This is a genomic window from Intrasporangium calvum DSM 43043, assembly GCF_000184685.1.
Classification (GTDB): Bacteria; Actinomycetota; Actinomycetes; order Actinomycetales; family Dermatophilaceae; genus Intrasporangium; species Intrasporangium calvum.
In genome coordinates, this window is record NC_014830.1 from 2,329,488 (window position 1) to 2,354,705 (window position 25,218).

The 25,218-nt window shown below is 69.7% G+C and carries 23 protein-coding genes; 13 read left to right on the forward strand and 10 right to left on the reverse strand.

The window, feature by feature from the left end; genetic code table 11:
• Window positions 1-102 precede the first annotated feature (102 nt).
• The 9 genes from arsB to INTCA_RS10600 all read left to right on the forward strand — a co-directional run bounded on the left by arsB (window position 103) and on the right by INTCA_RS10600 (window position 11,472).
• The gene (gene arsB / locus INTCA_RS10560; protein ID WP_013492906.1) at window positions 103-1,233 is read left to right on the forward strand and encodes an ACR3 family arsenite efflux transporter; all 1,131 of its coding nucleotides are present in this window, start codon (window positions 103-105) and stop codon (window positions 1,231-1,233) included.
• Window positions 1,226-1,672 carry an arsenite efflux transporter metallochaperone ArsD gene (gene arsD, locus INTCA_RS10565; RefSeq protein WP_013492907.1) on the forward strand — a complete coding sequence of 149 codons (447 nt, stop codon included), beginning with the start codon at window positions 1,226-1,228 and terminating at the stop codon, window positions 1,670-1,672. The genes arsB and arsD overlap by 8 nt, the downstream gene beginning before the upstream one ends.
• A complete protein-coding gene (arsA, locus tag INTCA_RS10570) occupies window positions 1,672-3,459 on the forward strand; it encodes an arsenical pump-driving ATPase (RefSeq protein ID WP_013492908.1) in 1,788 nt (595 codons plus the stop codon). Before arsD ends, arsA begins: the two co-directional genes overlap by 1 nt.
• Before the next feature lie 57 nt (window positions 3,460-3,516).
• Entirely contained in the window at window positions 3,517-3,933 is a 417-nt protein-coding gene (locus INTCA_RS10575) for an arsenate reductase ArsC (RefSeq protein ID WP_013492909.1), read from the forward strand.
• Window positions 3,934-4,214: 281 nt separating this feature from the next.
• Window positions 4,215-9,359, forward strand: coding sequence for a beta strand repeat-containing protein (locus tag INTCA_RS18720; RefSeq protein ID WP_013492910.1), 5,145 nt, complete (start codon window positions 4,215-4,217; stop codon window positions 9,357-9,359).
• A 31-nt stretch (window positions 9,360-9,390) separates the two neighbouring features.
• Window positions 9,391-9,897, forward strand: a complete 507-nt coding sequence (locus tag INTCA_RS10585) for a phage tail protein (RefSeq protein ID WP_013492911.1) — start codon at window positions 9,391-9,393, stop codon at window positions 9,895-9,897.
• A gap of 8 nt (window positions 9,898-9,905) precedes the next feature.
• Window positions 9,906-10,415 (forward strand): phage tail protein, encoded by a 510-nt coding sequence (locus tag INTCA_RS10590; protein WP_013492912.1) that lies wholly within the window; start codon window positions 9,906-9,908, stop codon window positions 10,413-10,415.
• 14 nt (window positions 10,416-10,429) lie between these two features.
• Window positions 10,430-10,951, forward strand: coding sequence for a phage tail protein (locus INTCA_RS10595; RefSeq protein ID WP_013492913.1), 522 nt, complete (start codon window positions 10,430-10,432; stop codon window positions 10,949-10,951).
• Between the two features lie 35 nt (window positions 10,952-10,986).
• On the forward strand, window positions 10,987-11,472 hold the full coding sequence (locus INTCA_RS10600) for a GNAT family N-acetyltransferase (RefSeq protein ID WP_169312913.1): 486 nt from the start codon (window positions 10,987-10,989) through the stop codon (window positions 11,470-11,472).
• Window positions 11,473-11,551: 79 nt separating this feature from the next.
• On the opposite strand, the gene INTCA_RS10605 is transcribed toward INTCA_RS10600, so the two are convergent.
• The 7 genes from INTCA_RS10605 to INTCA_RS10635 all read right to left on the reverse strand — a co-directional run bounded on the left by INTCA_RS10605 (window position 11,552) and on the right by INTCA_RS10635 (window position 19,103).
• The gene (locus INTCA_RS10605; RefSeq protein ID WP_013492915.1) at window positions 11,552-11,968 is read right to left on the reverse strand and encodes a DUF6916 family protein; all 417 of its coding nucleotides are present in this window, start codon (window positions 11,966-11,968) and stop codon (window positions 11,552-11,554) included.
• A 131-nt stretch (window positions 11,969-12,099) separates the two neighbouring features.
• Window positions 12,100-13,509 carry a xylulokinase gene (xylB, locus tag INTCA_RS10610; RefSeq protein WP_013492916.1) on the reverse strand — a complete coding sequence of 470 codons (1,410 nt, stop codon included), beginning with the start codon at window positions 13,507-13,509 and terminating at the stop codon, window positions 12,100-12,102.
• 24 nt (window positions 13,510-13,533) lie between these two features.
• Entirely contained in the window at window positions 13,534-15,048 is a 1,515-nt protein-coding gene (locus INTCA_RS10615; RefSeq protein ID WP_013492917.1) for a mannitol dehydrogenase family protein, read from the reverse strand.
• A gap of 32 nt (window positions 15,049-15,080) precedes the next feature.
• Complete coding sequence (locus tag INTCA_RS10620) at window positions 15,081-15,824, reverse strand: SDR family oxidoreductase (RefSeq protein ID WP_013492918.1); 744 nt, start codon at window positions 15,822-15,824, stop codon at window positions 15,081-15,083.
• Window positions 15,825-15,859: 35 nt separating this feature from the next.
• Entirely contained in the window at window positions 15,860-16,675 is an 816-nt protein-coding gene (locus INTCA_RS10625) for a carbohydrate ABC transporter permease (protein ID WP_013492919.1), read from the reverse strand.
• The gene (locus INTCA_RS10630; protein WP_013492920.1) at window positions 16,672-17,625 is read right to left on the reverse strand and encodes a carbohydrate ABC transporter permease; all 954 of its coding nucleotides are present in this window, start codon (window positions 17,623-17,625) and stop codon (window positions 16,672-16,674) included. The genes INTCA_RS10625 and INTCA_RS10630 overlap by 4 nt, the downstream gene beginning before the upstream one ends.
• Window positions 17,626-17,738: 113 nt before the next feature.
• Window positions 17,739-19,103, reverse strand: coding sequence for an ABC transporter substrate-binding protein (locus INTCA_RS10635; protein WP_013492921.1), 1,365 nt, complete (start codon window positions 19,101-19,103; stop codon window positions 17,739-17,741).
• A 266-nt stretch (window positions 19,104-19,369) separates the two neighbouring features.
• On the opposite strand from INTCA_RS10635, the gene INTCA_RS10640 reads away from it, so the two are divergent.
• The 4 genes from INTCA_RS10640 to INTCA_RS10655 all read left to right on the forward strand — a co-directional run bounded on the left by INTCA_RS10640 (window position 19,370) and on the right by INTCA_RS10655 (window position 22,510).
• Complete coding sequence (locus tag INTCA_RS10640) at window positions 19,370-20,317, forward strand: AraC family transcriptional regulator (protein ID WP_013492922.1); 948 nt, start codon at window positions 19,370-19,372, stop codon at window positions 20,315-20,317.
• A gap of 100 nt (window positions 20,318-20,417) precedes the next feature.
• The gene (locus INTCA_RS10645; protein ID WP_013492923.1) at window positions 20,418-20,645 is read left to right on the forward strand and encodes an SHOCT domain-containing protein; all 228 of its coding nucleotides are present in this window, start codon (window positions 20,418-20,420) and stop codon (window positions 20,643-20,645) included.
• A 43-nt stretch (window positions 20,646-20,688) separates the two neighbouring features.
• On the forward strand, window positions 20,689-22,107 hold the full coding sequence (locus INTCA_RS10650; RefSeq protein WP_342341434.1) for a multicopper oxidase family protein: 1,419 nt from the start codon (window positions 20,689-20,691) through the stop codon (window positions 22,105-22,107).
• A gap of 193 nt (window positions 22,108-22,300) precedes the next feature.
• Window positions 22,301-22,510 (forward strand): hypothetical protein, encoded by a 210-nt coding sequence (locus INTCA_RS10655; protein WP_013492925.1) that lies wholly within the window; start codon window positions 22,301-22,303, stop codon window positions 22,508-22,510.
• 92 nt (window positions 22,511-22,602) lie between these two features.
• Here INTCA_RS10655 and INTCA_RS10660 read toward each other — a convergent pair whose 3' ends face one another.
• The 3 genes from INTCA_RS10660 to INTCA_RS10670 all read right to left on the reverse strand — a co-directional run bounded on the left by INTCA_RS10660 (window position 22,603) and on the right by INTCA_RS10670 (window position 25,033).
• Entirely contained in the window at window positions 22,603-23,010 is a 408-nt protein-coding gene (locus tag INTCA_RS10660) for a four-helix bundle copper-binding protein (RefSeq protein ID WP_013492926.1), read from the reverse strand.
• Window positions 23,011-23,099: 89 nt separating this feature from the next.
• Window positions 23,100-24,515, reverse strand: a complete 1,416-nt coding sequence (locus tag INTCA_RS10665) for a 4Fe-4S binding protein (RefSeq protein ID WP_013492927.1) — start codon at window positions 24,513-24,515, stop codon at window positions 23,100-23,102.
• On the reverse strand, window positions 24,512-25,033 hold the full coding sequence (locus INTCA_RS10670) for a hypothetical protein (protein WP_013492928.1): 522 nt from the start codon (window positions 25,031-25,033) through the stop codon (window positions 24,512-24,514). The genes INTCA_RS10665 and INTCA_RS10670 overlap by 4 nt, the downstream gene beginning before the upstream one ends.
• Window positions 25,034-25,218 lie beyond the last annotated feature (185 nt).

Consider the following 25,218-nt stretch of genomic DNA (forward strand, 5'->3'; position numbering starts at 1 on the left):
ACTCCACGGCATATCGAACACGGTCAATATTGACATAGATCGATACCGACTGGAACCCTGAACCTTCCGGTCCACCTCCATGGAAGCGAGACGCCACCCGACATGAGCCAGCACGCCGACGTGACCCAGCCCAGCGGCATACGGCCCAATGGTCCCGCGACCGACCATGTGACCGAGCGCCTGTCGACGCTCGACCGGTTCCTCCCGGTCTGGATCGGCGCCGCCATGGTGGCTGGGCTGCTCCTCGGTCGGGTCGTGCCGGGACTGGGCGAGGCCCTGGGAGCCGTCGAGATCGACGGGGTCTCCCTGCCGATCGCGCTCGGCCTGCTCGTGATGATGTACCCCGTGCTGGCCAAGGTCCGCTACGACCGGCTCGACACCGTCACGGCAGACAAGCGGATGCTTGTCAGCTCGCTCGTGCTCAACTGGCTCATCGGCCCGGCGCTGATGTTCGCCCTCGCGTGGATCTTCCTGCCCGACCTGCCCGCCTACCGCACCGGGCTGATCATCGTCGGCCTCGCGCGCTGCATCGCCATGGTCATCATCTGGAACGACCTGGCCTGCGGCGACCGAGAGGCCGCTGCCGTCCTCGTCGCGCTCAACTCCATCTTCCAGGTCATCGCGTTCGGCGGTCTCGGGTGGTTCTACCTGTCGGTCCTGCCCGGCTGGCTCGGACTCGAGCAGGCGACGCTCGACGTCTCCGCGTGGCAGATCGCGAAGTCGGTGCTCATCTTCCTCGGCATCCCCCTCCTCGCCGGCTACCTCTCACGGACCTACGGCGAGAGGGCTCGCGGACGCGACTGGTACGAAAGGCGATTCCTTCCCCGGATCGGCCCCTGGGCCCTCTACGGACTGCTCTTCACCATCGTCATCCTCTTCGCCCTTCAGGGTGACCAGATCTCCAGCCGTCCCTTGGACGTGGCCCGCATCGCGGTTCCCCTGCTGGTCTACTTCGCCCTCATGTGGGGCGGCGGCTACGCGTTGGGCAGGGCCCTCGGGATGACGTACGAGCGCACCACGACCCTCGCGTTCACCGCCGCCGGCAACAACTTCGAGCTCGCCATCGCGGTCGCCATCGCGACCTTCGGCATCACCTCCGGTCAGGCCCTCGCCGGGGTCGTCGGCCCCCTCATCGAGGTACCCGTCCTGGTCGGCCTCGTCTACGTCAGCCTCTGGCTGCGCCGTCGCTTTCCCCATGCGCCGGCCCCCCTCGCGAGGAGCCATCATGGGTGAGGTCCGCGTCTACGAGCCGGCCCTCTGTTGCCGGACCGGTGTCTGCGGTCCCGAGCTGGACCAGGCCCTGGTCACCTTCACCGCTGATGTCGCGCACGTCAACAGCTCGGGCGGCTCGGGCGGCTCGGCCGGCTCGGGCGGCTCGGTCGCGCGTCACAACCTCGCGAGCGACCCGGAGGCGTTCATCGAGTCCGACGGGATCCGCGGCTTCCTCCACGTCGTCGGGTCCGAGGGGCTGCCCGTCACGACGGTCGACGGTGTCACCGTGCTGACCGGCCGCTACCCCACCCGTGAACAGCTGCTGCGCTACGCCGGCCTCAACCGCGGCGATGGCGCGTCGACCGTTGCCCAGGAGGAGCGCCGCGGGCTCCCGCTGCTCACCCGAGTCTCATCGGACGCCGCGTCCGCCCCACCGAGTCGAGGAGAAGGGTGCTGTTGATGACACCGATGCCCTACCTCGCGAACCCACCCCGGTTCGTGTTCTTCACCGGCAAGGGTGGGGTCGGCAAGACGTCCCTGGCCTGTGCGACGGCGGTGGCACTGACCGAGGGCGGCGCGTCGGCCCTGCTGGTCAGCACCGATCCCGCCTCGAACGTCGGTCAGGTCTTCGGCATCACCATCGGCAACGTCGTCACCCCCGTTCCGGGTCTGCCGGGCCTCGACGCGATCGAGATCGACCCGCAGCAGGCCGCACACGCCTACCGGGCGAGGATCATCGACCCCGTGCGGCAGCTCCTCCCCGCCGCGGAGGTCGCCGCGATGACCGAGCAGCTGTCCGGTGCGTGCACGACCGAGATCGCCTCGTTCAACGAGTTCGCCGCGCTGCTGGCCGACGACGCTCGGACGGCCCGCTACGACCACGTCCTCTTCGACACGGCCCCGACCGGCCACACCATCCGCCTGCTGCAGCTGCCCGGTGAATGGACCTCCTACCTGGCGGACGGGAAGGGCGATGTCTCCTGCCTCGGCCCGGTCGCCGGGCTCGACCGGCTCCGGACCGACTACGCCGGGGCGCTGGCCACGCTCACCGACCCCGCCCGGACCCGACTCGTGCTCGTGAGCCGTCCCCAGCCGTCTGCACTTCGGGAAGCCGCGAGGACCCTCGACGAGCTGCGCGACCTGGGCATGCACGACGCCCACCTGGTGATCAACGGGACGATGCCGGCGGGTCTGGACGACGACCCCCTCGCCGCTGCAGTGACCCGACGTGAGAAGGCCGCCCTGGGCGCCCTCCCCCAGCGACTCGCTTCCCTGCCGCGAACCACCATCCCGCTGCTGCCGTTCAACACGGTGGGCGTGCCGGCCCTGCGCGCGCTGCTCGACCCCTCCTTCGAGCCACCGGAGCATGCCCACCCTGCCGCGGCCGTGCCCGACGGCTTCGCCGGCCTGCGAACGCTCGTCGACCAGGTCGAGGAGGACGGACCCGCTCTCGTTCTCTGCATGGGCAAGGGCGGCGTCGGGAAGACGACCGTCGCTGCCGCGGTCGCGCTCGAGCTCGCGCGCCGGGGGCACGAGGTGCTGCTGACCACGACCGACCCCGCGGCCCACCTGACGGAGACCCTGGCCGCCGACGTGGCCCACCTCACGGTCTCCCGCATCGACCCCGGGCGAGCCATCACCGAGTACCGCGCCCGCGTCCTCGCCACCAAGGGAGCCAGCCTCGACGAAGCCGGCCGGGCCGTGCTCGCCGAGGACCTCAAGTCCCCATGTACCGACGAGGTCGCCGTCTTCCAGCAGTTCTCACAGGTCGTGTTCCGCTCCCGGAAGCAGTTCGTCGTCCTCGACACGGCCCCGACCGGCCATACGCTGCTCCTCCTGGACGCGACCGGCTCCTACCACCGCGAGATCGTCCGGCAGATGAGCCCGGGCGCGCAGTACACGACCCCGTTGATGCGGCTGCAGGACCCGAAAACGACCAAGGTCGTGCTCGTCACGCTGCCCGAGACGACACCGGTCCTCGAGGCGGAAGACCTCCAGGCCGATCTCGCGCGCGCCGGGATCAGCCCGTTCGCGTGGGTGGTCAACAACAGCCTCACCGCCGCCGAGCCCACCTCGCCGTTCCTGCGGGCGCGCGCTGCTGCTGAGGCGCCGGCGCTGGCCCGGGTCGCCGAGCTCACGTCACGCGTCGCCGTGGTCCCCCTGCTCGCGAACGAGCCCGTCGGGACGGCAGCCCTCTCCGAGCTCACCCAGCCCACGCGCGAAGGGAACCTGACCCATGCTCGATGACGCCCCATCGGCCCCGACCACCGGAGGCCGACCATGACGACCAGGAGCCGAGAACCCATGCCCGACAAGCCTTCCGTCCTCTTTGTCTGCGTCCACAACGCCGGCCGCTCCCAGATGGCCGCCGCCTACCTGACGGCCCTGTCCGGAGGGCAGGTCGAGGTCCGCTCGGCGGGATCGGCGCCCGCCGACCAGGTCAACCCCTCGGCTGTCGCCGCCATGGCCGAAGAGGGCATCGACATTTCCGCCGAGACCCCCAAGGTCCTCACGACCGAGGCGGTCAAGGAGTCCGATGTCGTCATCACGATGGGCTGCGGCGACACCTGCCCGATCTTCCCCGGCAAGCGTTATGAGGACTGGGAGCTCGAGGACCCCGCGGGCCAGGGTGTGGAGTCGGTCCGACCGATCCGCGACGAGATCAAGCGACGCGTCCTGGCGTTGCTGGACTCGCTCGACGTCAGCCCGGTGAGTGCCTGATCGCCCGCGACCGCTCGGTGGTGCGGCCTCCCGGGTGGGAGAGGATGGGGCCGTATGCCACTGAGCCGGCGCAGCGGCGCAGTGCTGGGTCGTGCTTGCGGCCGAGTCCTGTGGCTCCAGATCCGGAGTACCCGGGCGAATCGGACCTTACGGGAATCGGTCACGTGACCTGAGTCACCCGTGGTACCAAAGAGCCACTGCACGGGCAGGCGTTCCAGGTGATGTGCGTCCACGGGGGCCACGCGCCGAGACGACCAGGGCCGTGCGCAGGAGGCCTCCACATGTCCCCCCGTCTTGGCGCCCGCATCGCAGCCCGTTTCCCAGCCCGCATCGCCGCCCTCCTGGGGCTGGTGCTCGTCGTCGGGATGCTGTCCCCCCTGAGGGGGGCCGCCGAGGAGGGCCCGACGGAGCTTCAGTACGCCTGCGCACTGAAGAGCAACGGCACCATGCGCCTCGCCGAGGGTCCCGGGGACTGTGGCAAGAAGGAGACGCTGGTCACGTTCAAACCTGGCACGGTCCAGCTGTGCGTCCAGCCCTCCGGCTCGGTCCGGCTGCTCAGCAGCTTCCGCGACTGCCGTCCGCCGGCGAGTCAGCTCACGGTCCCGCCCACCTCCGGCGCGACGTACTTCTGCGCCGCAGCGGGCAGCGGGGTGCTGCGCTGGGTCGGCGACCCCGGCGAGTGTCTGGCGACCGAGCTCGCGCTCCAGGTCACCCCGAACGACGACGCGCCGACGGTCGCCTCCACCGTCCCGGGCAACGGCGGGCTGACCGCTCGTGACTCGAGCGTGTCCATCACGTTCAGCGAGGACGTCAGTGCCTTCGCCGACGCCTTCACCATCATCTGCGGGGGCGTGACGATCCCGTTCGCGCTGAGTGGGCTCCCCGGGAGCACAGCCACCCTCACCCCCGATGGTGACCTGCCCATGGGCGCGGCCTGCACGGTCACGACGACGGCAAGCCTGGTCAGCGACACCGACACGAACGACCCGCCCGACTCGATGGCTGACGACCACGTCTTCAGCTTCACCGTCGACGCGCCACCGATCGTCACCTCGACCACTCCAGCGGCGGGCGCGACCGACGTGGCGGTCGACGTGGACCTCGTCGTGACGTTCAGCGAGCCGGTCACGGCGCCCGCTTCAGCCTTCACCCTCACCTGCGACGTCGGGGGTGCCATTGCCGTCGTGGCGGCCGGCTCCCCGGGGACGAGCATCACGCTCACCCCCACGGCGCGCCTGCTACCAGCCGACGCGTGCGAGCTCGTCGTCGACGCGAGCCAGATCAGCGACGAGGACGCAGCGGACCCGCCCGACCACCCGAGCGCCGACCACACCGTCGCGTTCGTCACCGCGGACGTGGCCCCCGCAGTCACGGACACGGTTCCCCTCGACGATGCGGCCCACGTGGCGACGGACACGCAGGTGCGGGCGACCTGGAGCGAGGCGGTCACGGCGGGGGCGAACGCGATCGTCCTCGACTGTGGCTCAGGGCCGGTGGCCGGTGCGATCAGCGGCTCCCCCGGCATGACGACGACCTTCACCCCTGACGCCGCCCTCCCCGACGGGGCCACGTGCACCGTGGTCGTCGACCACACCGAGGTCAAAGACGTCGACGCGGTGGACCCGCCGGACCGCCCGGACGCCGACCACACCTTCTCCTTCGCAACCGACGCGGCGCCCACGTTCGTGTCCTCGTCCCCGGCGGACGGGACGGCCGGCGTCGACCCCGCCGCGGACATCGTGCTCACCTTCAGCGAAGCGGTGACCGCCACCGCCTCGGCCTTCACGTTGACCTGCGATGCGACTGAGCGCTCGGTGGCCGTCGGCGGCTCGGGGACGGACACGCTCACGCTGACCCCGACGGGCGTCCCACAGACTGCGACCTGTTCACTCACCGTCCTCGGGGCCCGTGTCCACGACGCCGACGCGTTCGACCCTCCTGACACCATGGCGGCCGACGCCACGATCGCCTACACCACGGTCGACACCGCTCCCGAGGTGGTCGCGACCACACCCACGGACGGCGCCACGGACGTTCCCGCCGGCACCGACATCACGGTGACCTTCAGCGAGGCGGTCGACGTCGCCGCGGGCGGTCTCGCCCTCGAGTGCCCGAGCGGCTCGCCGGTCTCGTTCACGACCGGGGAGGGCGCCGGCAACGTCTGGACCCTCGCCCCGGACGGGCCCCTGCCCGCGGACATCGTCTGCACCGTCACCGTCAGCGGTTCTGCCGTGAGCGATGACGACTCCATCGACCCGCCCGACCGGATGGCCGCCGACCACACCTTCAGCTTCACCGTCAGCGCCAACTCGGCCCCGACGGACATCACGCTCAACCCGGCGAGTGTCCAGGAGAACCAGCCCGCCGGAACCACGGTCGGTACCCTCTCGACGATCGACGGTGACCCCGGTGAGACGTTCAGCTACACCCTCGTCGAGGGCCCGGGCAACACCGACAACGCGCTCTTCGCCATCGACGGAAGCTCGCTCACGACGGCTGCTGGCCTCGACTTCGAGACCGCGTCCACCCGCAGCATCCGGGTGCGGACGACCGACTCGGCGGGCGATCACTTCGACAAGGCCCTCGTGGTCACGGTCATCGACCTCAACGAGGCCCCGACCGACGTCGCACTCTCGTCGAGCTCGGTCGACGAGAACCAGCCGAGCGGTACGACGGTCGGCCTGCTCTCCGGCACCGACCCCGACCTCGGAGACACGCTGAGCTTCAGCATCGTTCCCGGAGCAGGCGACACGGACAACGCGGCCTTCAGCATCTCCGGCACGACGCTCGTGACTGCCGCTGTCCTCAACTTCGAGGTGAGGTCGAGCCTCTCGATCCGGGTCCGGGTCACCGACTCGGGATCCCTCACCCACGAGGAGGTCCTCGTCATCTCCGTGGTCGACGTCAACGACCCACCGGTGGCCGTGACCGACGCCTACGCCGATGCGATCGGCAACACGCTCGCCGTCGTGCAGACGACCGGCACCGGGCCCCACAAGGTGCTCACCGGCAACGTCCTCACGAGCAACGACACCGACGAGGATGCCACCTACCCGCACACTCTGACCGCCGTCGCCCAGACGGTGTCCTCGGTCGGCGGCGGCACGGCGACCATCGCGGGCAACGGCTCCTTCACGTTCCTGCCGGGCGTCGGGGACACCAGCCAGACGGACTCCTTCACGTATCAGGTCACCGACGGCGAGCTGACCAGCGGCGGCACCGTCACGGTGAGCATCGGGTCCGACATCGTCTGGTACGTCAACGGCGCCTCCGGGTCCGCCATGCACGACGGCCGATCGTCCTCGCCGCTGCTCTCGCTCGCGGGGCTTGGCGGAGTCGACCCAGACGGCCCCGGAGACACGATCTTCGTCTACGGCGGCAGCTACGGCGGCGGCCTGGTGCTCGAGGGCAACCAGCAGCTGCTCGGTCAGCCGAACGGGCTGACCATCGGGGGTACGGAGCTCGTGACCGCGAGCGGGGTGAACCCGGTCATCACCAATGCGGCGGGTGCAGCACTCACGCTGGCCAGCGGCGTGGACGTCCAAGGTGTCACCGTGAGCGGCGCCTCGGGTGCCGGCGTCGTGGGCACTGGTGTCACGACCGCGACGATCGGGACCCGGACCGCTGTCCAGGTCACCGGCAACGGTGCGGACGGGGTCAGCCTCACCGGCGGATCCGGCGCGGTCACCGTCGCGGCAGGCATCAGCGGAAATGCCGGGCGAGCGGTGACCATGTCGAACCGCACCGGTGGCACCACGAGCTTCAGCGGAGCGGTCTCGGGCGGCGTCACGCTCTCCGCGAACTCAGGAGCGACGGTCCAGCTGACCGGCGGGGTGAACGCCTCGACCGGGACCGCGCCAGCGTTCAGCGCGACGGGTGGTGGCACCGTCGTCGTCACCGGCTCCGCCAACACGTTGGCCACGACGACCGGCACCGCGCTCGTCGTCGACGCCACCGCCATCGGAGCGGGGGGCCTCACCTTCCGGAGCATCAGCGCCAACGGCGCCGTCAACGGGATCCGCCTGAACGGCACCGGCAGCCAGGGCTCACTCTCGGTGACCGGCACCGGATCGACGGTCCTCGGCGGGGACGGCTCCGGCGGAACGATCCAGAACACCACCGGAGCGGGCGTCCTGCTCACGAACACGACGGGGACCAGCCTCAACAACCTCTCGCTGGTCAACACGGCGGGGGGCCCCGGTGTCGACGGCACGGGCGTCAGCGGGTTCTCCTTCACCAACGGCTCGATCAACGGCAGCGGCGCAACGAGCCGCGCGCCCCACGACTCGAACATCGCCTTCAACGACGACGGTGCGACCGTGACCAACCTCAGCGGCGCCGTCACCGTGTCGAACTCCACGCTGTTCGGCGCCTTCCAGCACGGGGTCGACATCCTCAACAACGCCGGCACGATCGCCAACCTCCAGCTGACCGGCAACCAGATCACCAGCCCTGTCGCGCAGACTGACTCGCTTGGCTCGGGGATCCGGGTCAACGAGCTCGGGTCGGCCAGCACGGTGAGCAGCGTCACCAAGGGCTCGATCTCCGGGAACGACATCACCGGGTTCCCGACCGGTGGCGGCATCGTCCTGCAGGGCGGCAACACCGCCGCTGCCGGAGCACCGGCCGGGACGTTCGGCACCGCGGGCAACGGCAACGCGGTCGTCGTGGCGGGCAACCTGATCCGCGGCCACAGCACGACCAACCCGATGAACACCAACTGCATCCTCGTCACCATGCCCGCCCGGGGGACCGGCTACATCGACATCACGGGCAACGGGACGGTCGGCACGCCACTCGGGCTCAACCGGGGCAGCTGCATCTCGGTGAACGTCTTCGGCGACTACCACCTCGTGGGCAAGGTGAACAACAACCAGGTCAGGCCGCAGACGCAGATCGGCGGCGCCTTCGGCATCACCTTCGGAACGGCGTCCCAGACCGTGGGAGGGGCGGTGCTCGACAGTGCTGTGCTCGACCTGGCAGTACAGAACAACACCGTCTCCGGCACCACCAACTCGGGGATCAGGTCCGGGACCCTCAACAGCGGGACCACCCGCGCACGGGTCACCGGCAACACGGTGGCGGCACCGACGGATCTCAGTGGCGCCTACGGCATCCGGGTCGACTCGGGCAACACGTCGTCGCTCGACACCTCGGTCTGCCTCGAGCTGTCCGGCAACACCACCGCAGGCAGCGTCAGCAGCGGCACCGGTAGCACCGCCCCCGGTCTCGGCCTGCGCAAGCAGGGTTCGGTTGCCACGACCAACGACTTCGGCATCGTCGGGTTGAGCCCCAGTCCGGCAGACCCGTCGCAGACCGTGGCGTACGTCACGACCCAGAATCCCGGCAGCGCAGCAGGAACGAGCGGGGCCCGGGTCGAGATCGTCAGCGGCAGCAGCTTCGTCTCGTGCGTCCTGCCGTTCTGAGCCCCAGCCGTTTCGAAGGAGATGAGCAACCATGTCAGAACCGTTCCTCGGCGAGATCCGACTCCTCAGCTTCGCCTACGCCCCCAAGGGGTGGGCCCAGTGCAACGGACAGCTGCTGCCGATCAACCAGAACCAGGCGTTGTTCTCGCTGCTGGGCACCACCTACGGAGGGGACGGGAGGGTCAACTTCGCCCTTCCCGACCTGCGGGGCCGGGTGCCCATCCAGATGGGCGCGGGCCACACCCAGGGTGAAAGGGGCGGCGAGCAGGCCCATACCCTCACGATGGCAGAGCTGCCCACCCACGCGCATCCCCAACGGGCCTCGGCAGCCGCAGCGACGACCGGCATCACCGGACCCGCAGTCATGAAGGCGTCCAGCGTCGGCAGCTTCGCCTACGGCACTGCGCAGAACCTCGTCGCCATGGACTCCTCCGCGGTCGGGCCCGTCGGCGGCTCACAGGCGCACCTCAACATGCAGCCGTACCTGACGCTCTCCTTCTGCATCGCCCTGCAGGGCATCTTCCCCTCCCAGAACTGAGGACCACCATGTCGCAACCCTTCGTCGGTGAGATCCGACTCTTCGGCGGCAACTTCGCCCCGGCCGGATGGGCCTTCTGTGACGGCCAGCTGCTCCCGATCTCCGAGAACGAGACGCTCTTCGCCCTCATCGGCACCACATATGGCGGAGACGGGCAGTCGACCTTCGGCCTGCCCGACCTGCGCGGGCGGCTTCCCCTGCACCAGGGCAGCGGCTTCATCCTGGGCGAGCAGGGCGGCGCCGAGTCGGTCTCGTTGACGGCCACCCAGATTCCGGCCCACGCGCACGCACTGCTCGGCACCACGGACAACGGCACGACGGCGACACCGAGCGGCAACGCGGCAGCCACGCTCCCTGAGGTCACCACCCTCGCCTACGGGACGGATGCGCCATCGACGACGCTGCACCCGCAGTCGATCGGTGGCACGGGTGGCAGCCAGCCGCACTCCAACCTCCAGCCGTTCCTCTGCCTCAGCTTCATCATCAGCCTCTTCGGCATCTTCCCGCAGTCCACCTGAGGAGCAGGACCATCATGACTGATCCTTTCGTCGCCGAGATCCGTGTCTTCGGCTTCGGCTTCGCCCCCAAGGGGTGGGCCATGTGCAACGGCCAGCTGCTGCCCATCTCGCAGAACACCGCGCTCTTCGCACTGCTCGGCACCACGTACGGCGGCGACGGGAGGTCGACGTTCGCCCTGCCGAACCTCAACGGCGCCGCGCCGATGCACCCGGGGCAAGGACCCGGCCTCACCGTTCGAGACCTGGGTGAGACCGGGGGGAGCGACCACGTGACCCTGCTGGAGAGCGAGATGCCGGTGCACACCCACGCGATCCAGGTCTCTGCCGCCGAGGGCATCGACCGCACACCCGCCAACGGCCGCTTCGCCAACGAGATCGGCGGGATCAACTCGTATGCGGCGCCGGCTGGCTCGACCGACTTCGCGCCGCAGACGCTCAGCGCCACCGGCGGCGGGCTCCCCCACAACAACCTGCAGCCCTATCTCACCCTCAACTTCTGCATCGCGCTGCAGGGCATCTTCCCGCCGCGGAGCTGACGACGGTCGGGGTGACCATGGCGCGGGAGGCAACGGTGACGCTGCGATCCGTCGAACCCGCCGACGGGCCCTTCCTCGTGGCGCTCTACGCGTCGACCCGGGTGACCGAGCTGGCTGCCCTGACATGGGACGCAGCCACGATGCGAGCCTTCCTCGCCCAGCAGTTCGCGGCCCAGGCCGCGAGCTGGTCGACGACGTTCCCCGACCTCGACCGCCTGCTCGTGGTGGTGGACGGCCGGCGGGCCGGCCGGCTCTACGTCCACCGGTCCCCCACGCTGCTGCACCTCGTCGACATCGCCCTTCTCCCCGCGCTGCGCGGACGAGGCATCGGCTCCGTGCTGCTCGACCGCCTCATCGCTGAAGCCGATGCCGTCGGCATCCCGACAACTCTCCACGTGGCCCGCGACAACCCGGCTCGAGGCCTCTACGAGCGCTTCGGCTTCCGCGCTGTCGCCGAGGAGCCGTTCCACATCAGGATGACTCGGCCGGCACCCCCGGTCAGCCGAGGTCGTGACGGCTGAGCTCGGTCTGGAACACCAGCGGCCGTCGTTGCGCCTGGCCCGTGCCCGCGGAGGCCGCTGGGCACGATAGGGACCGCCGTCAGAGGCGGTTGACGATGGCGACGTACCGTCGCCGGTCGCGATCCGCGATGACGAACAGTGACGTCGCCTCGAAGCCCGGCCTGCTGAAATCGAACGCCCCCTGGGGCGGGCCCGGTTCGGTCGTCGAGAAGGTCAGGCTGAAGCGCGACTCGTCCCCAACGCGAAGGAGGGGAACGAGGTCGCCGACCTCCTCGAGCCGCGCCTTCCAGGTGGAGACCGGACTCCTCATCGTGAACGTCGCCCCGAGCTCCTTGGCAAAGCGGGAACGGGTGAGGAGCGACTTGCCGCCCTTGGCAGCTCCGGGAGCGCTGGCGGCCGGGGCGGCAGAGGCGGGGGCGGCCTCGGCGAGCACGGCCAGCGAGACGGCCCCGACGGCGCCCGACCGGAGGATCTGACGGCGACTGAGAGAGAGCATGACGGCGCCTTCCGTTCTCAGGTGTGGCTCTTCGTCGACGCCCCTGTCGTCCTTCCTCCGATCATTCCGCACGACGCAAGGCCCCGGGGCAGAATCTCGAAGTCCGTGACCGCGACCTGCGGCTACCGGGCTCAGCGGCCGTGCATCTGCGCGAGCAGCGCGGCGTACCGCTCGAGCACGTCACTCGTGTCGCCCGCGGGCACCTGATACTCCGAGTCGACCCGGAGGCCCCAGGCGGGCGGCTGGGCCGCGCCGGACAGGGCCCAGGCCGCCTGGCGAGCGGCCCCGACCCCGACGTACTCGGCGGGACGGGGCACGACCACCGGTGCGCGGAACAGGGCGGGCGCGATCGCTCGGACCGCTCGCGATGCTGCGGCACCGCCGATGAGCAGCACCCGCTCGACGCGCACGCTCTGGTCCCGCAGTGCGTCGACTCCGGCGACGAGGTTGCAGAGCATTCCCTCGACGGCCGCGCGCGCGAGGTTGGCGGGCGTGGCATTGGTGCGCGTCAGCCCGCTCAGGGTCCCCGTCGCGAGGGGCAGGTCAGGGGTGCGTTCGCCGTCGAGGTAGGGCAACAGGCTCAGCCCACCGGCGCCCGAGTCAGCCTCGAGCGCGAGCCGGTCGAGGGTGTCGAGGTCCACACCGAGCATCCCCGCCGCGGCCGTCAGGACCCGCGCCGCGTTGAGGGTGCACATGAGCGGCAGGTGGCGCCCGGTCGCGTCGGCGAACCCGGCGACAGCGCCCGACTCGTCGCGGATCGCGTGGTCGTGCGGAGTGAAGACGGTGCCGCTCGTGCCGAGCGACACGACGACGTCCCCGGGTGAGAGCGCGAGGCCGAGCGCAGCACCCATGTTGTCGCCCGTGCCTGCCGCGACGAGCATCCCGTCGGAGGTCCGGCCCGCGGGTGCGGATGGGGCCAGGACCTCGGGCACGGCGAGACGCCGCCCGAAGGCGAGCTCGAGCAGGTCGAGTCGGTAGTCCCCCGTCGCCGCCGACCAGTACCCCGTGCCCGAGGCGTCCCCCCGGTCCGTGGTCCACCGTTCGAAGCCGTTGCCGTGCTGCAGGATCCGGCCGGTCATCCAGTCGTGCGGCAAGAGGACCCGAGCCACGCGCGCGGCGTGATCCGGCTCGTGCTGGGCGAGCCAGCGCAGCTTGGTCACGGTGAAGCTCCCGACGAGGACCAGCCCGACGGCATCGACCCAGGCGCTCACGCCTCCGAGCTCACGGGTGAGGTCAGCGGCGGCACCGGCGCTGCGGGTGTCGTTCCAGAGCAGGGCGTCCCGCACCACGGCATCCTGCTCGTCGAGCACGACCATGCCGTGCTGCTGTCCGCCGACGGCGATGGCCGAGACGCCCTCGAGGATCCCGGAACCGGACGCGGTGCGGTAGGCCTCCCACCACCGCTCGGGGTCCACCTCGGTGCGGTCCGGGTGTGGCGCCCTGGCCGTACGGACGACGTCCCCGCTCTCTGCATCACACACGACGACCTTGGTCGACTGTGTCGAGCTGTCGATGCCCGCGACGAGGGTCCGATCACTCATGTCCGGCCTCCCCCTTCTGCCCGCTCACCCACGGACGTCGAGCGGTCGGCGGGCCTCGAGGGTGGCGCGCGCTCCCCTGGCGTGCAGCGAGTCGAGCCCAGCGGCATACGCCTCGGTGAACCGCGCGTCGTCCGCGAGGTCGCCGAAGAGGTCACGGTCGCGGATGAAGGCGAGCTTGTCCTCGCCCTGCCGGGCGGCCGCGGCCATGACGCGGTCCTTGATCCGGTCGACGATCTCGATCGGCGCGCCCTGCTCGTCGACGCCCTCCGCGTACCGCGCCCACGACGCGACGACGAGGGCGGAGCGCTCGATGTCGCCGCCCGTCTCGAGGTTGCGCCGGATCACCGGGACGAGCCACTTGGGGATCCGGTCGGAGCTCTCGGCGCAGAGGCGTGCGAGGGTGTCGCGGACCTCGGGGTTCGCGAACCGCTCGATGAGCTGGTGCCGGTAGGCGTCGAGGTCGACCCCGGGCACGTCGGGGAGCGTCGGGCTGCCCTCGTGCTCCATGTAGCCGAGGAGGAAGTCGACGAAGAGCGGGTCCTGGCACACCTCGTGGGCATACCGATGACCCGACAGGTGGCCGAGGTAGCACAGGGCCTGGTGGCTGGCGTTGAGCAGGCGCAGCTTCATCAGCTCGTAGGGCACGACGTCGTCGACGAGCTGGACGCCGGCGTACTCGAGCGGCGGCCGCCCGTCGGTGAAGCGGTCCTCCAGCACCCACTGGGTGAACGGCTCGCACACGACCGGCCACCCGTCCTCGATGCCGAACTCCTCGGCGAGCCGCTCGATGTCCTCGGGCGCGGTCACCGGGGTGATCCGGTCGACCATGCTGTTGGGGAAGGCGACGTGCTCGTCCATCCAGTCGGCGAGGCCCGGATCCTTGAGACGCGCGAACGCCGTCATCATGCGGCGGGCGACGTCACCGTTGCCGGGCAGGTTGTCGCACGACATGACGGTGAAGGGGGTCGACCCGGCGGCCCGGCGCGCCGCGAGCCCCGCGACGATGTACCCGAAGACGGTCCGGGGCACGGCGCCCTCGGCCAGGTCGGCCCGGATCGCAGGATCGTCGGCGTCGAACTCACCGGTGACCTGGTTGACGAGGTAACCGCCCTCGGTGATGGTGAGCGAGACGATGCGCGTCCGCGGATCCGCGAGTCGGTCGACGACGGCCTGCGGGTCGTCGGGCGCGAACATCATCTCCACGATGCTCCCGATGACGCGCGGCTCACGGTGCCCGTCAGGGTGCTTCACGACGAGCGTGTAGAGACCGTCCTGCCGAGTGAGCGTGTCGACGATCCGCCGGTCGTGCGGGAGGGCTCCCACCCCACAGATCCCCCACTCCAGGGCCGTGCCGTCCCGCATGAGCCGGTCGAGATACATCGCCTCGTGGGCGCGGTGGAAGCCGCCCACGCCGAAGTGGACGATGCTCGCGGTGACGGAGGAACGGTCGTATGCCGCTGGGCTCGCCTCCGGGGGAAGGCTGGCCAACGTCGTGGCGGAGAGGGGAACGGCGGTCCCGCTCCCAGTGGCAGTGCTCATCGGGTCTCCTCCGTGGAGTGGTCGGTTGCGGGTCAGTGGTTCTCGGAGAGGCTCCACATGGTCCACAGCTCGGTCCGCATCCGCCGCGGCTGCCGCAGGGTGTAGGCGACGGCCGCTGCGATGTCCTGGGGCTCCATGAAGGAGCCCTGCGACGGGTCCTGGCCACCGAACCGGCCGTCGGCCGCGGCGAAGGAGGTGTTGACGCCGGCCGGTGCGATGGTCGTGGTCCGGATGCCCTCGCTGCGCAGCTCTCGGTCCAGGGCGTAGCCGAGGTTGATCTGGGCGCCCTTGGTCGCAGCGTAGACCGCCTCCTTGCCGCCGCCGATCAGCAGGCCCGCCACCGACCCGATGATGACGATGTCCCCGCCCTCACCCTGGGCCCGGAACTGCCGCACGGCAGCCCGGGCCAGCCACACGGTGCCCTTGACGTTGACGTCGACCATCCGCGCGCACTCCTCGGCGGAGTAGTCGAGGAGTCCGCCGTAGTACCCGATGGCTGCGTTCGCGACCACGGAGTCGACCCGTCCGAACGCTTCGACACCGGCCGCGACGAGCGCGTCGGCGGTCGCCTCCTCGCGGACGTCGCCGAGCCCGGTGACGAGTCGGCTCTCGTCCCACTCCCGGCGCAGTGGTTCGAGCGCCTCGGCCCGGAGGTCCCCGGCGACGACCCGGCCACCTTCCTCGAGGACGGCCCGAGCGATGGCACCGCCGATCCCTCCACCGGCTCCGGTGACGAGGACAACGGTGTCCGCCAGGCTTCGGGTGTAGTGGTCCACGGGTCGTTCTCCTCTGCTCGGTACCTCCGGGACGGTCACTTGATCGCACCCATCGACAGTCCGCGCACGAGCTGCTTCTGCGCCACCCAGCCGGCGATGATCACCGGCAGGGCGGCGATCGTCGCCGCGGCCGAGAGGACGGCGAGGAACTGTCCGCGCCCGTCGACGAAGCTGCCGAGGAACGGCGGCGTCGTCCGGGCCGCCGAGCTGGTCAGCAGCAGGGCGAGGAAGTACTCGTTCCAGGCGAAGATGAAGCAGATGAGAGCCGCTGCCGCGACCCCGGGCAGGACGAGCGGCAGGACGATCCGCACCAGCTCGCGGTAGAGGCCGGCCCCGTCCACTCTGGCCGCCTCGATGATCTCGAAGGGGACCTCGAGGAAGAACGAGCGCATCATCCACACGGTCACCGGCAGGTTCATGGCCCCGTAGACGATGGCGAGCATGTAGATGTTGTCGAGCATGCCGAAGGTCTTGAGGATCATGAAGAGTGGCAGGACGACGGCCGCGAGGGGCATGAACCGCGTCGAGATGAAGAAGGACAGCGCCCCCTCGACCGACTTGACCCGCCGGATGCTCAGCGCGTAGGCCGCCGGGATGGCGATGACGACCGAGATGATGGTCGCGGTCACCGAGGCCGTGAGGGAGTTCTGCAGGTAGCCGGCCATCCCGCGGTCCATCGCCAGCTGGTAGCCATCGGTCACCGGGGTGAAGAACACCTTGGGGTTGATCGACGAGGCGACGGACTCCGGCTTGAAGCCGTTGATGAACATCCAGAACACCGGGAAGAAGAAGATCAGGACCAACGCCCAGGTGAGCACGTTGATCAGCACGTTCTTGAGCTGGGCGTTCATCGGCTGCCTCCTGCCATGAAGACCTTGAAGAGGGTTTTGAGGGCGATGGTCGCCACGATGATCGTGAGGATCACGGTCACGACGCCGTAGGCCGCCGCCTGGCCCACGTCGAGGCCGATGAAGGCCCGCTCGTAGAGCAGGTACGCGAGGGTCTTCGTCCCACCCGTGCCCTTCGTGAGGATGGCGATGGGGTCGAAGACCTGGAGGATGATCACCGTGCCGAGCAGCACTCCGATCTCGATGTACATCCGCAGGTGGGGCAGCGTGATCCAGGTGAACGTCCGCCATGGGCCGGCGCCGTCCACGGCAGCCGCCTCGAGCGTCTCCTTCGACTGGCCCTGCAGGCCGGCGAGGAGGATCAGCATCATGAACGGGGTGAACTGCCACGTCAGGACGATGACGACGGTGGCCAGGGGGTAGTTGGTGCTCCACGAGACCGTGTCGAGTCCCAGCGTGCGCAACATCCAGTTGACCATCCCGATGTTCGTGTCGAACATCGAGAACTTCCAGATCAGCGCAGCGGCGGCCGGCATGACCAGGAAGGGGGTGATCATCAGGGTGCGGGCGATGGCCCGGCCGGGGAGGTTCCGGTCCAGCAGGACGGCGAACAGCAGGCCGAGGAGCAGGGACAGGACCACGGCGAGCGCCGTGATGAGCACCGTGGCGACCACGGAGGGCCAGAGCTCACCGGAGGTCAGCGCCGACTTGTAGTTGTCCAGACCGCTGAATCCACGGTCGTTGGGGTACAGCAGGTTCCACTTCATCGTCGAGTAGCCGATGGTGACGATGAATGGGACCTGCGTCAGCAGGACGAGGAAGATCACGGCGGGCAGGAGCAGGCCACGGTTGGTCCACAGCTGCTTGCGCTGGACGCGGCGGGCATCCGTCGCGGCTCGCGCCGCCACCTCGTCGAGGTTGGTGTGCGGAGACTTCGTACTGGTCGTGGTCATGTCGACACTCCCTTGGGCGACCGGCGAACGAATAGACGACCGGATGGCATGAACGGAGGGGGTGCCGGGCCCGGCCTGCGCCGGGCCCGGCACCACACCTCAGGAGTTGGGGCTCACTTGTGCTTGGCCCCAGCGGCCTGCGCGTCGGCCTGGCACTTGCCGAGGGCGTCGTCCACGGATCCGCGGTTGGCGAGGAAGTCCGCGATGTACTGGGCGCACTTGTTCCCGACGTCCTGGAACTCCGGGATCGAGACGTACTGGATCCCGACCCACGGCTGCGGGTTGACGCCCGGCTGCTTCGGGTTGACGGCGCTCATCACCTCGAGCGTGATCGGCGCGTAGGCCTTGGCGGCCTCCTTGTACTCCGGGATCTCGTACGTCGACGTGCGGGCGCCGGGCGGGACGTTGGACCAGCCGATCTTCTGGCCGACGAGCTTGTGGTAGTCCTTGCTCGTCGCCCACTTGACGAACTTGACCGCCGCGTCCTTGTTCTTCGTCGTGGCCGGGACCGCGAGGTTCCAGCTCCAGAGCCAGCCGGACTCCTGGGTCTTGTTGACGGGCATGTGGGCGTAGCCCATCTTGCCCTTCACCGGCGAGTCGTCCGCCTCGAGCATCGACGCCGCGACCGAGGCGTCGGCCCACATCGCGGCCTTGCCCTCCTTGAGCGCGGTCAGGCACTCGTTGAAGCTGTAGGAGACCGGGTCCTTCTCGCCGGACTCGTCGAGCATCGTCTTGTAGAAGGTGACGGCTTCCTTCCACTCCGGGGTGTTCACCGTCGCGTCCCACTGCTCGTTGTACCAGTTGCCGCCGAAGGTCTGGACGACCGTCGTCAGCGGCGCGAAGAGGTCACCCCAGCCCGGCTTGCCGCGCATGCAGATCCCGGCCATGTCGCCGCTGTTGACCTGCTTCGCCGCGGCCGCGACCTCCTGCCAGGTCGGGTTGTTGCCGAGGCTGACGCCGGCCTTGTCCAGGACCTCCTTGTTGTACATGAGGATCGAGGACTCACCGTAGAAGGGGACCGCGTAGAGCTTGCCCTCGTGGGTCAACGCGTCGCGGACCGGCGGCAGGATGTCGTCGACGTCATAGGCCGAGTCCGCCTGCAGCTCCGGCGTGAGGTCGAGCAGCCAGCCGTTGGCGCCCCACTGTGGCGTCTCGTAGGCGCCGATGGTGACGATGTCGTACTGGCCGGCGCCGCTCGCCACGTCGGCGGTGACCGCGCTGCGCAGGTCCCCCTCCTCCATGACCTGGAAGTTGACGGTGACGCCCTGGTTGGCCGCCTCGTACTCGGTCTTGAGCTTCTCCATGTCCTTCATCTGGCCGTTGTTCACCGTGGCCAGGTTGAGGGTGACTGCTCCGCCGGCGCCTGCCGTGGCGCCGCCGTCTCCGGTCGAGACCGCGCCGGACGAGCACGCCGCGAGCGCCATGGTCAGGACCGTCAGGCCGGATCCGAGGATCAGCGTGCGTCTGTTCGCAAGCATTCCTAACTCCTTTGGTAGGCAATTCATCTCGTTCCGTCTGGCCCGCTTGGACGGGCCCCTCGTGGCGAGGCCCGCGGGTGTTCGGACGAGACGTCCGCCGTGGTTCGTAACAGGAACTTCCCGGAACGGTACGAGCGGCCGGAGTGCGCCAACAAGCACCATCACCTACGTGATGTTGATACTATTTTTCCCGAATGCGACCCAGGTCACACTGCGGCGGGCCGGTGAGGTGGTGCCGCGGCTGGACTCGCGCACGGGAGGGAGCGATGGTCGAGCACGCGCCGAGCACCACGTCGGGGCCGACGCTCCGGCGCGAGGTCATCCCGCCCCATCCGCAGTCCTCGGTGCGGGTCCTGACCCATGACTTCCCGAGCGAGATCTGCGGCTGGGGCTACCACCCGGAGTACGAGATCCACCTCATCACCAAGACACGGGGCAGCTTCATCGCCGGTGACCACATCGGGACTTTCGCGCCCGGTCACGTCAGCCTGATGGGCCCCAACCTGCCCCACGACTGGGTCAGCGACCTCGCCGAGGGACAGGTCGCGGTCGACCGTGACGCCGTCATCCAGTTCAGCGACGAGTGGATCCGCCGCGCGATGGAGCACCTGCCCGAGCTGGCCGAGGTCTCGGAGATGCTCAACCGCTCCACCCGTGGCCTCGTGTTCTCGGGGGCCACGGCCTGGAGGGCCGCCGAGGCGATCCTGGCGTGCGTGCACAGCGTGGGGGTCGAGCGCCTCGGCCACCTCTTCAAGATCCTCGCCCTGTTCGCCCACGCCCCCACGGACGAGTACGAGGTGGTGGCGAGCGAGTGGCTGGGGCGGGCGACCGACGCCACGGCCCGCGATGCGGGCGGCGCGGGGCTGAGCTACATCTTCGAGAACCTCACCGGAGACATCCGCCTGTCGACTGCGGCGCGCCTCGCGTACATGTCCGAGCCGACGTTCTCCAAGTACTTCAAGGCCGCGACGGGGACCACGTTCTCGAGCATGGTGAAGAAGCTGCGCATCGCCTACGCCCGCCGCCTGCTCGACACGACGGAGCACTCGGTGTCCCAAGTGGCCGCGATGAGCGGCTACCACAACATCGCGAACTTCAACCGACAGTTCCTCGCCGAGGTCGGCACGACCCCGACGGCGTACCGCCGCCTCGAGAGTGCCCAGAAGCCACCGCCGGAGGTCTTCAGCCTCGGCCTGCGGGCACCGTCCGACTGACTGCACGACCACGTGGCCATACCCCACGGGGTAATCTTGGCGAGAGCCGGTGGTCTGCTGCCGGTCCAGAAGCAGGCGAATGCCAGGAGGTGGCGACCCGATGTTCGGTTCCCCCCTCGGCATGGGTGCCGGTGGAGTGTGGCTCGTCCTCCTCCTCGTGGGACTCGCCGTGCTGGCCTGGGGCCTGGTCGAGGCCCGTCGCCGCGATGCGGGGCCAGGCACCGGGACGACACCGGCACCGGAGGACACTCTCCGTGAGCGCTTCGCCCGGGGGGAGATCACCGAAGAGGACTTCCGCCAACGGCTCCGGGCACTCCGAGATGGCTGACCTCAGTCGGCGAACGGCCCTCCAGGTGGCCGGACTGGGGGCCGTGACAGCGACGGTTGGCGCCGTGGGCCTCTGGCGAACGGCGGTGGGCCAAGACCGGCAACCGGCCGACTCGGGAGCGCAGCTGAGCGAACCAGAGGTGTTGAGCAGCGTGGGCGGCCGGCTCGATGTCGAGCTCGTCGCTGCCTCGGGAGTGCGCCTGGCGGGAAGGCAGACCCAGGCCCTGGGCTACGCCGGCACGAGCCCGGGCCCCACGCTGCGCGTCAGTCCCGGCGACACGCTACGGGTCCGCCTCACGAACCGCCTCAGTGCCGCGACGAACCTGCACACGCACGGCCTGCACGTGTCACCCCAAGGTCAGGGGGACAACCCCTTCCGAATGGTGGCGCCCGGCGAGTCGGCGCAGTATGAGTTCGCCATCCCGCACGAGCATCCCGCCGGCACGTTCTGGTACCACCCGCACCATCACGGCACGGTCGCGGACCAGGTCTTCGGGGGGCTGTTCGGAGCGCTCATCGTGGCCGGACAGCGGGACCCTGATCTCCCCGAGCGCCTCCTCACGGTCAGTGACATCACCCTCGACGCAGCCGGTGTCCCGGCCGCCCCCTCACTTCCCGAGGTCATGACGGGTCGGGAAGGCGCGCTCGTCCTCGTGAACGGGATGCACCGCCCCCGGATCAGTCTGACCGCCGGGGTGGTCGAGCGATGGCGTGTGGTCAACGCCTGCGTGTCGCGTTTCCTTCGCCTCCAGCTGGACGGCCACCAGCTCGGCCTTCTCGGGATCGACGGACAGGCACTCGCCTCCCCGACCCGGGTGGAAACCGTGACTCTGGCCCCCGGCAACCGCGCCGACCTCGTCGTCACGTCCAGCGGGGCGGGCAGTCACGCTCTGCGGACGCTCCCCGTCAGCCGGGGCGGCATGGGAATGATGGGCGGCAACCACACCTCGGCGGAGGCCGTGCTCGCCGAGGTGCGCGTGGACGACTCGAGCCGGTCCCCCCGCGTTGTTCCCCCGCAGCGGTCCTGGCCCGACCGAGTCCTGCCGGACCTGCGGAAGCGCGCCGTCGACCGGCGTCGGAGAATCACCTTCACGATGGGAATGGGCATGGGCATGGGCATGCGGCCGCAGGGTATGACGTTCGGGTTCGACGGCCGCGAGTTCGACCCGGAGCGCGTCGACCAGGATCCCCGGCTCGGCACCGTCGAGGAGTGGACCATTGCCAACGCCACGCCCATGGACCATCCTTTCCACCTGCACGTCTGGCCGATGCAGATCGTGCAGGGCCCGGAGGCGCCCGCAGACGGCCGACCCGACTGGCGTGACGTCGTCATCGTGCCCGCCAACGCCGCGGTGAGAGTGCGAATCGCCTTCGCGGACTTCGGCGGCCGCACCGTCTACCACTGCCACCTCCTCGACCACGAGGACCGCGGCATGATGGGCGTCGTCCGGGCCACCGGCTGAGCCATCCGCCCGTGGAGCGCACTCATACTTCCCCGAGCCTGACCTTCCTCGACCGAGATGAAGGCCAGCCCGCGCGATCGTTGAAGGATCGATGAAGGTTTCGCCGTCGGGGTTCCGAACCCTCCTGCCGCCCCACATGCTGGCTCCATGGGGCGGCAGGACTGTTCGCCCACGACGATGGAAGGTGATCTACATGCGGACCATGCTCAGGACCCTTGGAGTCCTGTCGCTCGCCGGGACGGGACTCCTCCTGGCCGGACCGGCCCAGGCCGACGTGACGAACGACGACTTCGGCCAGCACGTCACGCACTGCGCGGAGATGGGCCTCGACGGGGTGCACAACCCGGGCACTCATGAGGGGATCACCGGCTGGGACGCCATGCACCTGGCAACCATGCCCTGACCGAGCGGCTCGACACCGCGACCCCGCCGCCACCGAACACCGTTGGCGGCGGGGTCGTCGGCGTGTGTGGGCCGAGCTGAGACGGCTCGGCGTCAGGCCAGCGTGGCGAGCAGGTCACGGCAGGACTGCTCACACCGTCTGCACGATTCGGCGCACACGCGGCAGTGCTCGTGCATCGAAGCGTGGCGCTCGCACTCGTCACCGCACGCCTTGCACGCGGCCGCGCACGCCTCGAGCACGGCACGCGCCAGGTTCGCGTCGTGGCCGGTCTGTCGGGACAGCACCGCCCCGGTCGTGGCGCACACGTCCGCGCAGTCGAGGTTGGTCCGGATGCACGTGGTCAGATCGGCCACCATGTCCTCGCTCAGACACGCGTCAGCGCACGCGGTGCACGCCTGCGAGCACTCGTAGCACGCCTGGATGCAGGCAGCCAGCCGGCCCCGATCGACGTCACCGAGGTCCTTGGGATAGGTCTCGAGCATGGCCTCAACGGTATGCATGTCGTCCTCTCATCCGGGCGACGGCGCTGGACCGGGTGCCCGGCGCTGCTGGCGCCGCCCGCTCCCACCGCTTACCCACCGCCTCGCACTTACATGCGGTGGGCCATCGGCAGCGCGAACATCCAGACGTTGAGGCCGGCCAGCAGGACGATGAGGGAGATCATCGGCACGAGCGTGACGCGCCGCCGGGCAGCGGTCCGGTAGCGACCGCGGGCGATGCGACGAGCCGCGTACACCGAGCCGGCCAGGCCGAGGGCCAGCACGACGTACTGGAGGATCTGGATCGTCCCGGTGTCCAGCAGCGCGGCCGAACCGTCGCCCGCGTCGCCGCCGAAGAGGGCAACGACCGTGAAGAGGACCGACTTGCCCTCGGCGAGCAGGTGGAACAGGTTGTGGGCGATGTGGCCCGCGACATCGAGCGGGATCAGGGCGTAGCCGAAGCGTGCGAAGTTCAGCTTCGTGCTCTCGAGGTTCCCGCGGGAGGCGACCTGGGACGCGAGGACCAGCAGGCCCACCGGAGCCCCGACCGCAATCGTGAACGCGACGGTGAAGATGGCCGACGGGCTCGTGATCCCGGTGGAGGTGCCGATCCAGTCGAGGAAGGTGCTCCAGACGTTGAGCATCGTGAGGTTCTGGATGATGACGATGCCCATGATCGCCATGGCGAGGAAGGACTCCTCCAGCCGCGGGGTGCGGATGAACCACAGCTCGCTCGTGGGCTTCCGGAGCCGGAGCTCCAGCGCGTCGTTGGGGCAGGCCTTGATGCAGTTGGCGCAGAGGTTGCAGTTGGCGCTCGAGTCCATCGTCCTCGGGAAGGTGAACAGCGGGCAGCCGGCCACCTTGTCCGTGCCGTTGTAGCAGGCGGCCCGGCTCGTGCACGTGCGGCAGATGTCCTGGTTGGCGCGGAGCTCGACCATGCCCGTGCGGGCGTAGTTGCCGGACAGGCCTCCGAGGAAGCAGAGGTAGCGGCAGAAGGTGCGCCGTTGGAAGAAGGCGCCGGACACGATGACCGCGGTGGTCAGCAGCAGGAGGAGGACACCTGAGCCCCAAGGAGACTCGACGATGCCCCAGACATGGTCGGCCCACGTGATGAGGATGAACTGGGCGTCGATGATCCAGATGCCGTAGCGCTTGAGGAAGGTGGGCACGGGTCGGTTGACGCCGACGAGCTTCTGCACCTGGTCGGACAGCCATCCGAAGGGGCAGACCGCGCACCAGAACCGCCCGAGCACGACGAAGACGATCGGGATCACCGGCCACCAGAGCACCCACATCAAAGCGGTGCCGGCGTTGTCATGGGCGGTGTCCGGGCCGACGAGCAGCTGGTAGGCAACGAGCGCGAAGACGGCGGCGACGAGGACCTGGAGCACCCCGGGGTACAGCCGGCTGCGCATCGCCCGAGCGACGAGCGGCACCTCCATGAGGTTGCGCCCCCGACGGGGCGGGGCGACGTTCGGCTTCGGGGACTCCTCCGCGCTGGGCCGGGTCTGGGTCGGGGCGCTCATCGCTCGTCGCCTTCCGTGACTCGCCGCGCGGGCCGGGCGGTCGTGCGAGCCGCGACGTGACGTTCACGCCGTGAGGCGGTACGGCGGCGCAGGATCCCGGCCCCCGCGAGCACGCCCGCGTTGACGCCGGCGAACCCGCCGAGCACGAGGTTCCGCGACGCGTCATCCGGAGCCGCGACCGAGCCGGAGCCGTGGCTGCTGTGGTCCATCTCGCCGTCGCCCATCTGGCTGTGGTCCATCTCGCCGTCGCCCATCTGACTGTGGTCCATCTCGCCGTCCGCCATCTGGCTGTGGTCCATGCCGCCCTCACCCGCGGCACCACCGCCATGGTCGTCGTGCCCGCCTGGGGCGTGCTCGCCGCCGGGCTGGCCGCCCGAGACGTCACAGTCCTGCGGCAGCGCCACGGCGATGCCGGGAGGTGCGGCGGCTGCCGACTCCGTGACCGCCCCTATGGCAAGGAGAGTGCCGGCTGCAACCAACGGGTACAGACCGACCTTGATGATGAGACGACGACGCATGGCTGGCTCCTCCAGGGATGACGGTGACCCGTCGCGGTTCTCATCATTGGGGTCGTCGAACCCGGTCTGCAGCCCTTCGGGGCCATGTTGACCGAACCTTCAGGGAAGTGACATCGAACCTCCAGCGCGCGGTCGGGACGGACACTCGGGAGCGAGCCCAGCGGCATACGACATCGACGTGGGAC

Excerpts from the sequence above, each read along its gene's own strand:
- INTCA_RS10625 (WP_013492919.1), bottom strand. The coding sequence starts at position 16,675 with ATGAACGCCCAGCTCAAGAACGTGCTGATCAACGTGCTCACCTGGGCG.
- INTCA_RS10630 (WP_013492920.1), bottom strand. The coding sequence starts at position 17,625 with ATGACCACGACCAGTACGAAGTCTCCGCACACCAACCTCGACGAGGTG.
- INTCA_RS10665 (WP_013492927.1), bottom strand. The coding sequence starts at position 24,515 with ATGAGCGCCCCGACCCAGACCCGGCCCAGCGCGGAGGAGTCCCCGAAG.
- INTCA_RS10575 (WP_013492909.1), top strand. The coding sequence starts at position 3,517 with ATGCCCGACAAGCCTTCCGTCCTCTTTGTCTGCGTCCACAACGCCGGC.
- INTCA_RS10655 (WP_013492925.1), top strand. The coding sequence starts at position 22,301 with ATGCGGACCATGCTCAGGACCCTTGGAGTCCTGTCGCTCGCCGGGACG.
- INTCA_RS18720 (WP_013492910.1), top strand. The coding sequence starts at position 4,215 with ATGTCCCCCCGTCTTGGCGCCCGCATCGCAGCCCGTTTCCCAGCCCGC.
- arsB (WP_013492906.1), top strand. The coding sequence starts at position 103 with ATGAGCCAGCACGCCGACGTGACCCAGCCCAGCGGCATACGGCCCAAT.
- INTCA_RS10615 (WP_013492917.1), bottom strand. The coding sequence starts at position 15,048 with ATGAGCACTGCCACTGGGAGCGGGACCGCCGTTCCCCTCTCCGCCACG.
- INTCA_RS10645 (WP_013492923.1), top strand. The coding sequence starts at position 20,418 with ATGTTCGGTTCCCCCCTCGGCATGGGTGCCGGTGGAGTGTGGCTCGTC.
- INTCA_RS10635 (WP_013492921.1), bottom strand. The coding sequence starts at position 19,103 with ATGCTTGCGAACAGACGCACGCTGATCCTCGGATCCGGCCTGACGGTC.
- arsA (WP_013492908.1), top strand. The coding sequence starts at position 1,672 with ATGACACCGATGCCCTACCTCGCGAACCCACCCCGGTTCGTGTTCTTC.
- arsD (WP_013492907.1), top strand. The coding sequence starts at position 1,226 with ATGGGTGAGGTCCGCGTCTACGAGCCGGCCCTCTGTTGCCGGACCGGT.
- INTCA_RS10605 (WP_013492915.1), bottom strand. The coding sequence starts at position 11,968 with ATGCTCTCTCTCAGTCGCCGTCAGATCCTCCGGTCGGGCGCCGTCGGG.
- INTCA_RS10595 (WP_013492913.1), top strand. The coding sequence starts at position 10,430 with ATGACTGATCCTTTCGTCGCCGAGATCCGTGTCTTCGGCTTCGGCTTC.
- INTCA_RS10590 (WP_013492912.1), top strand. The coding sequence starts at position 9,906 with ATGTCGCAACCCTTCGTCGGTGAGATCCGACTCTTCGGCGGCAACTTC.
- INTCA_RS10660 (WP_013492926.1), bottom strand. The coding sequence starts at position 23,010 with ATGCATACCGTTGAGGCCATGCTCGAGACCTATCCCAAGGACCTCGGT.
- INTCA_RS10640 (WP_013492922.1), top strand. The coding sequence starts at position 19,370 with ATGGTCGAGCACGCGCCGAGCACCACGTCGGGGCCGACGCTCCGGCGC.
- INTCA_RS10670 (WP_013492928.1), bottom strand. The coding sequence starts at position 25,033 with ATGCGTCGTCGTCTCATCATCAAGGTCGGTCTGTACCCGTTGGTTGCA.
- INTCA_RS10585 (WP_013492911.1), top strand. The coding sequence starts at position 9,391 with ATGTCAGAACCGTTCCTCGGCGAGATCCGACTCCTCAGCTTCGCCTAC.
- xylB (WP_013492916.1), bottom strand. The coding sequence starts at position 13,509 with ATGAGTGATCGGACCCTCGTCGCGGGCATCGACAGCTCGACACAGTCG.